Source organism: Amycolatopsis sp. NPDC054798 (assembly GCF_053611505.1).
Genome location: NZ_JBSHAM010000199.1, coordinates 1 through 5,365 on the forward strand (window position 1 = coordinate 1; position 5,365 = coordinate 5,365).

Sequence of the window (5,365 nt, forward strand, 5' to 3'; positions counted from 1 at the left end):
TGTGGTGGTGTTTTGGGTGGGGCCCACCGTATGCTTTTTTTTTGGCGGGTGGGGGGGGGCTTGTCAAGGCGGGAAAGATGCCTTGACAAGCCCCCTCGAACCGCATTTGGGGCTTCGTATCGGGGTGCAGGGCGGGGAGTGGCTGCTTGGGGTTCGTGGGGGTTTGTCGGCGGTGGTTTGGTGCGCGGCTTGAGTTGCTGGTCCGGCTGGGGCGGGGCGGCGGCGGGTTAGGGCGCGGTTTGGGGGCTGGCCGGTTGGGTGGGGCGGCGGGTGGTTTGGTGGAGGGTGGGGCTTGCGCCCCAATGTGGCATTGGGTGCATGTGACGCACCCAATGTGGCGTTCGGTGCGTCTGACGCACCCAATGCCACATTGGGGGTGTCGCGGCGGGTGGGGGATGGGGGTGAGCTGGTCGCGGGGTGGGGACTGCGGGCTTGCTGCTCAGACGTGTGACGTCAGCCGGGGAGTAGTTCTGCCAGGCGGTGTCGGGGGACGTCTACCAGGCGGAGGTCGGCCAGTTCCGGGGGGACGTTCAGGGCGGCGTTCGCGAGGCGGGCGTGGGCGCGGGTGAGCAGTTCGGAGGGGTGCTCGATCAGGTCGGCGGCGACGATGGCGTGGCGGTTGTCGGGGGTGCTGCGGAGCAGGCGCAGGCGGTATTTGCCGGCTACCAGGGCGGTCAGGGACGCTTGGGCGGCCGCGTCGGCGAGGTCGGGGTGGTTGTTCGGCAGCAGGAGCGCCAGGCGGCGGGCGTTGGTGCCCAGCAGGGTGCGCAGGAGCCACGGGCCGGGATCTGCGGAGAGGTCCATGGCGACGGCGTCGCCTTCCGGGGCGGACGTGGCCCAGCCGACGGGGCGCGTTTCCAGGGCCAGGCCGCCTTCGGAGGCGATTTCCCGGGCGGCGGCCAGGAGGCCTGGCTTCGCGCCAGCCGATTCTACTGACTGCGGACCGTGGGTGTAGATGGCCGAGCTTCCCTTGCGGGCGAAGGACTTCTTCGCTTTTGCGGTGGGCTGGCAGACGTACAGGTCGGCGGCGCTGCCGATTGCTTGTGCGCCGGTGTAGCGGTTGAAGTCCGGGAGGATCGCCTCGAAGGTCAGGCCGAGGGTGGCGAGCGAACGTTGCACCTGTGCGCCTAGAGCGGGGTGGCGGGGGCTGTAGCCGTAGGCCAGCAGGATTCGGCCGTCGGTGGGTTCGCGCAGGGCTTGGACTGCTCGGGCGGCGAAGAGGCCCATGCCTTCCGGGGTGTAGGGCGGATCGCTGAAGACCAGGTCTGCTTTGCCGGTCAGGGCCGGTGGCAGGCCGACGCGCAGGTCTGTGTGCGCGGTGAAGATGCTGCGTTCGCTGGTTGCGTCCAGGTAGGACAGAACGCGTTCGTCCAGGTCCACTACGGACAGTTCGGCTTCCGGGCACACCGCGCGCACGGCCAGGGACGTCAGGTCGTGGTCGCCAAGGAACAGCAGCTTGCTGCGGCGGAGGTCGTAACGAGAGTTAAGCCACAACGCCCGGCGCAGCACGGTCTCCGGGGTCGCTTGCACGTGATCCAGTGCGGCGAGCGGCGGCGGGACGGCGGCGATTCGTTCGGCCAGCATGGTGAGCAGGGCGGGCTGGGCGGCGACTGCCGCGTCGAGGGGGTCCGGGAGGGACGGCAGGGAGTAAACAGCGTAGGTGTCACGCGATTGCGGGGCGATCCGGACGCCTGCGGGGGAGCGTTCCAGGTCGGGTTCCAGTGCCGCCAAGAGGTCTTCGACGCTCCGTCGCGGGGCAGCGGTGAGCCGCACCAGGTCGGCCAGTTCGTAGGAGCCGCTGCGCAGCAGGCCGAGCACTTCGTAGAGCGGGCGGACGGCGGCACCGTGTGCGGCGAGGACGTCGTCTAGGGCGGTCACGGGGTCCGAGAGTAGTAGGCCACCCTCCGGGACAGGCTGCCAAGGCTGCGCGAGTGGGCTACCGTCGGACTCGGCGCCGCACGTGGGGAGAAGTCTGTGACCATCGAATTCCGAGACGTCGTCAAACGCTATCCGGACGGCACAGTCGCGGTCGACGGCCTCTCGCTGACTGTCGAGGACGGCACGATCACGGTGTTCGTCGGCCCGTCCGGCTGCGGCAAGACCACCTCGCTGCGGATGATCAACCGGATGGTCGAGCCGACCTCGGGTTCGGTGCTGCTGGACGGCAAGGACGTCAGCGAGGGCGACCCGGCGGTGCTGCGCCGCGGAATCGGCTATGTGATCCAGCACGCCGGTCTCTTTCCACACCGGACAGTGCTCGACAACGTCGCCACCGTGCCGCTGCTGTCCGGATGGGACAAACGCAAAGCGCGCGCCCGTGCAGCCGAGCTGCTCGAAACGGTCGGCCTGCCCGCGGAACTCGGGAAGCGGTACCCGGCCCAGCTGTCCGGCGGGCAGCAGCAGCGTGTCGGCGTGGCCCGTGCGCTCGCCGCCGATTCGCCGGTGCTGCTGATGGACGAGCCGTTCTCCGCGGTCGACCCGGTGGTCCGGGAAGGACTGCAGGACGAGCTGCTGCGGCTGCAATCCCAGCTGGGCAAGACAATCGTGTTCGTCACGCACGACATCGACGAAGCGGTGCGGCTCGGGGACAAGGTCGCGGTGATGCGCGTCGGCGGGAAGCTCGCGCAGTACGGCACCCCGGCCGAGGTGCTGCGGCATCCGGTCGACGACTTCGTCGCGTCGTTCGTCGGGCGCGACCGGGGGTATCGCGGGCTTTCGTTCCTTCCGGCGAGCGGCGTCGAGGTGTCGCCCGCCAACACGATCGACCTCGGCAGCACCGTTTCCGGTCCGTCGGAGGGCTGGCTGCTCGCGGTGAACGACGAGAAACAGCCGCGCGGCTGGCTGCCGCCAGGCTCTACTGTGGACGGTCCGCTTGCCGAAACCGACCTCGTGGCAGGCGGATCGCTGTACGTGCAGGGCACGCCGATCCGCGGGGCGCTCGACGCGGCGCTGTCGTCGCCTGCCAGCCTCGGCGTCGTGGTGGACGACGAGAACCGCGTGCTCGGGACGGTGGTCGCGCACCAGGTCTTGGATGTAATCGAGGCCTCCCCGCAGGCGTCCTGATGGGCGACTTCTTCGGCGAACTCGGCCGCTATCTGTCGAGTGCCAACAACCGCGGCGAAATCCTCGCCAACCTCCTCGACAACATCTACCTCGCGCTGGTGCCGCTGATCGCGGGCATCGTGCTGGCGATCCTGCTCGGCTGGCTCGGGCATCGCTGGCGGCCCGCGCGCAGTGTGCTGCTGGTGGTCGGGAATCTGCTGTACACGATTCCGTCGCTGGCGCTTTTCGTGGTGATCCCCGGCATTATCGGCACGAAGATCCTCGACAGCGTCAACGTGATCGTCGCGCTGACCATCTACACCACCGCGCTGCTGGTGCGTCCGGTGCTCGACGCGCTGGAAGCCGTGCCGCCGCACATCGTCGCGGCCGCCACGGCGATCGGGTATCGCTCGCCGCGCCGGTTCTTCAGCGTCGAACTGCCGCTCGCGGTGCCGGTGCTCGCGGCCGGGGTACGGGTGGCGTCGGTGAGCAACATCAGCCTGGTCAGCGTCGGTGCGCTGATCGGGACCGGGGCGCTCGGCGTGCTGTTCACCGACGGATTCCAGCGCGAGTACTTCTCGCCGATCGTCGTCGGGATCGTGCTGACCATGCTGCTCGCGCTCATCGTCGACCTGCTGCTGGTGTTGCTGCGCAATCTGCTGACGCCTTGGGAGAGAGCAGGCCGCGCGCCGGCCGCGGAGGTGACGGGATGATCGGCGACGTCTTCACCTGGTTCACCACCGCCGCGAACTGGCAGGGCCCGGGCGGCATTCTCGCCCGGCTCGCCGAGCACGTCGGATACATCGTGCTGGCGCTGGTCATCGCGCTGGTGATCGCGATCCCGATCGGACTGTTCGTCGGACACACCGGCCGCGGCGGCGTCGTGCTGGTCGGTGCCGGCAACGCGATCCGCGCCCTGCCGACGCTCGGGCTCGTCACGTTCTTGTTCCTGCTCTTCACCGAAAGCACGACGGCGACCATCATCGGCCTGGTGGTGCTGGCGATCCCGCCGGTGCTGGCCGGGACGTACGCCGGGCTGCAGGCAGCCGAGCACGATGTCGTCGACGCCGCACAGGGCATCGGGATGACCGGCTGGCAACGGCTGTGGCAAGTGGAGGTGCCGATCGCGCTTCCCCTTGTGCTGGGCGGAATCCGCAACGCTGTGCTGCAGCTGATCGCGACCGCCGCGGTCGCCGCGTACGTCGGTCTCGGCGGCCTCGGCCGGTTCCTGCTCGACGGACTGGCCATTTTGGACTACACCGAGGTCGTCGCGGGCGCGATTCTCACCGCGCTGCTGGCGATCGTCGTCGACCTGCTGCTCGCCGCGGCGCAGCGGGCATTGGTGCCCAAGGGAGTTCGGCTGGCCGCGAAGGCGGCTTCCGGCCGGGCAGTGGCTGCGGGAGGAGCGGCGTGAAACGGTGGGGGATCCTGGTGGCCGGGCTGGCGCTGCTGGCGTCGGCGTGCGGAAACCCGCTGTCGGGCGGCGGTGAGGGCGGCAGTACCGGCGACATCATCATCGGCGCGTCCGATGTCGGGGAAAGTTCTTTGCTGGCCCAGATTTATGCCGGGGCACTGCGGAATGTCGGCGCGCACAACGTGACGGTGCGACCGCCGGTCGGCAGTCGCGAGGTCGTGGTGAAAGCGTTGCAGGACAAGTCTTTGTCGGTGGTGCCGGATTACTCCGGCAACCTGCTGCGGTACTTCGACAAGAACACCGCGGCGACCACTTCGGAAGATGTCTACGCGCAGCTCAAGCAGAAAATCCCGGCCGGGTTCACGGTCCTCGACCAGTCGGCGGCGCAGGACAAGGATTTGCTCGTGGTGGGCAAGGAACTCGCGGCCACCGGGGTGAAAACGTTCTCCGACCTCGGGCCGCACTGCAAGGACCTGGTGATGGGCGGACCGGGGCAGTGGAGCAGCCGATGGAAGGACCGGATCAAGGAGCTGTACGGGTGCGAGTTCAAGGAGATCCGCACCACGGACACCGGCGGCCCGGTGACGGTGGCGGCGCTGAAGTCGGGTGACGTGCAGGTGGCGGACCTGTTCAGCACCTCGGCGACTATCGCGTCGAACGGGTTCGTGCCGTTGGAGGACGACAAGCACATGTTCCCGGCGCAGAACATCGTGCCCTTGGTGGCGAAGGGGACGTTGAACGACGCGGAAACGGCGGCGTTGAACCGGGTTTCGGCGGCGTTGACCACTGAGCAGCTGACTGAGCTGAACGTGCAGTACACGGATGAGAAGCGCAATGCGAAGGACATCGCTGAGGAGTTTTTGCAGCGGAACGGGTTGAAGTCGTGAGTGGTGATGCCGGTTAGAACCC

At 68.4% G+C, this 5,365-nt stretch carries 5 protein-coding genes; 4 read left to right on the forward strand and 1 reads right to left on the reverse strand.

Going from position 1 to position 5,365, the window contains the following annotated elements; all coding sequences use genetic code 11:
• Positions 1-453 precede the first annotated feature (453 nt).
• Positions 454-1,878 carry a bis-aminopropyl spermidine synthase family protein gene (locus ACWGIC_RS44575; RefSeq protein ID WP_452082000.1) on the reverse strand — a complete coding sequence of 475 codons (1,425 nt, stop codon included), beginning with the start codon at positions 1,876-1,878 and terminating at the stop codon, positions 454-456.
• Between the two features lie 96 nt (positions 1,879-1,974).
• On the opposite strand from ACWGIC_RS44575, the gene ACWGIC_RS44580 reads away from it, so the two are divergent.
• From ACWGIC_RS44580 to ACWGIC_RS44595, 4 genes are read left to right on the forward strand one after another with little or no spacing between them, the layout of a single operon-like run.
• A complete protein-coding gene (locus tag ACWGIC_RS44580; RefSeq protein ID WP_452082001.1) occupies positions 1,975-3,063 on the forward strand; it encodes an ABC transporter ATP-binding protein in 1,089 nt (362 codons plus the stop codon).
• The gene (locus tag ACWGIC_RS44585) at positions 3,063-3,755 is read left to right on the forward strand and encodes an ABC transporter permease (protein ID WP_452082002.1); all 693 of its coding nucleotides are present in this window, start codon (positions 3,063-3,065) and stop codon (positions 3,753-3,755) included. Before ACWGIC_RS44580 ends, ACWGIC_RS44585 begins: the two co-directional genes overlap by 1 nt.
• Entirely contained in the window at positions 3,752-4,456 is a 705-nt protein-coding gene (locus tag ACWGIC_RS44590; RefSeq protein ID WP_452082003.1) for an ABC transporter permease, read from the forward strand. The genes ACWGIC_RS44585 and ACWGIC_RS44590 overlap by 4 nt, the downstream gene beginning before the upstream one ends.
• Complete coding sequence (locus ACWGIC_RS44595; RefSeq protein ID WP_452082004.1) at positions 4,453-5,343, forward strand: ABC transporter substrate-binding protein; 891 nt, start codon at positions 4,453-4,455, stop codon at positions 5,341-5,343. Before ACWGIC_RS44590 ends, ACWGIC_RS44595 begins: the two co-directional genes overlap by 4 nt.
• Positions 5,344-5,365 lie beyond the last annotated feature (22 nt).

Bases quoted from the DNA above. Each gene is read 5' to 3' on its own strand.
- ACWGIC_RS44585 (WP_452082002.1), top strand. From the start codon at position 3,063: ATGGGCGACTTCTTCGGCGAACTCGGCCGCTATCTGTCGAGTGCCAAC.
- ACWGIC_RS44590 (WP_452082003.1), top strand. From the start codon at position 3,752: ATGATCGGCGACGTCTTCACCTGGTTCACCACCGCCGCGAACTGGCAG.